This window comes from Fibrobacter sp. (assembly GCA_024399065.1).
In the GTDB taxonomy this organism is placed as follows: domain Bacteria; phylum Fibrobacterota; class Fibrobacteria; order Fibrobacterales; family Fibrobacteraceae; genus Fibrobacter.
In genome coordinates this window covers 1-1,189 of sequence record JAKSIB010000107.1, presented here as the reverse complement: position 1 = coordinate 1,189, position 1,189 = coordinate 1, and the positions used below count along the sequence as shown (strand labels likewise).

1 protein-coding gene is annotated in these 1,189 nt (G+C 33.1%); it reads left to right on the top strand.

Features of this window, described 5'->3' with window-relative positions:
- A partial coding sequence (locus MJZ25_16675; protein ID MCQ2125797.1) for a hypothetical protein occupies positions 1-1,123 on the top strand: 1,123 nt, incomplete at its 5' end.
- Positions 1,124-1,189 lie beyond the last annotated feature (66 nt).

Below are 1,189 nucleotides of genomic sequence, written 5' to 3'. Positions count from 1 at the left end.
AAAAATGAATGTATTAATGGTTAATTTACCATTTTCGGGTCATACGAATCCGACACTCCCGTTAGCTACTAAGTTAGTGGAGTTTGGACATAAGGTTACTTATGTGAATGCGCCAGAGTTCCGTGAAAAAATTGAACATACTGGAGCAACATTTGTCCCATATAAGAATTATCCTGAAAATGCAAGTGAGAAATACAAGAAAAAGCATTCTTTTGTAGCAGCATATGATACAGCCGTTTCCTTAAAGGAAAAGTTTGACATACTTATTTATGAAATGTTTTTCTATCCAGGTATAGATTTGGCAAAACAACTAGGAATTCCTAGTGTAAGACAGTTTTCGCAGCCAGCATGGAATGAAACTACTTGGATAGAGGCTCCAACAGTGTTTAGAATATCAGCTAAATTAATAGATATGCAAGTACTGCCTAAGAAAGTAGCCTCAAATAAAGGTTTTTCAAATATGAGTCTAAAGGATGGAATTACCAAAAGTAAACCTAATCTTAATGTTGTATATATTCCTAAGCAATTTCAAAATAAGAGTGAAGAGTTTGACGATTCCTATTTATATGTAATTCCTAAACCAGAGGTTATATCCGGGAATGTTGTGATTCCGTATGAGAAAATGAAATCGCCAATTGTGTACATTTCTCTTGGCAGCATTCTTAGTGATAAGAGTTTTTATAAAAAATGCATCAAAGCATTTGGTGGTAAGGAAGTATCTGTAATTCTAAATACTGGAAATGTGTCGCCAGATATATTAGGAAAAATTCCAGAGAATATATATGCGTACTCTTTTGTGCCACAGATAGAAGTGCTTTCTCATACAGATGTTTTCCTTACACATTGTGGAATGAACAGTATTAATGAAGCATTATGTTTTGGTGTGCCAATGGTTGCCATGCCTTTTATAAATGATCAGGTTACAAATGCAAATCAGTTAGTTAATCTTGGAATAGCAAAAAGAATTCATTCTTTTGTACAAAATACAAATGAAATTTATGAGACGGTAATGGAAGTTGCAGCATCTAGTGTAATGAAAGAAAAAGCTATAGAGATGAAAAAAGCAATTGATAATCAGATGACATGGGAGAGCATAGTAAGACGAATTGAAGATTTGGTATAATATGAAATTCTGATTTTCCGGTTTTCAGCATCAATTAGATTGCTTTAGGATAATAGATTTATACAA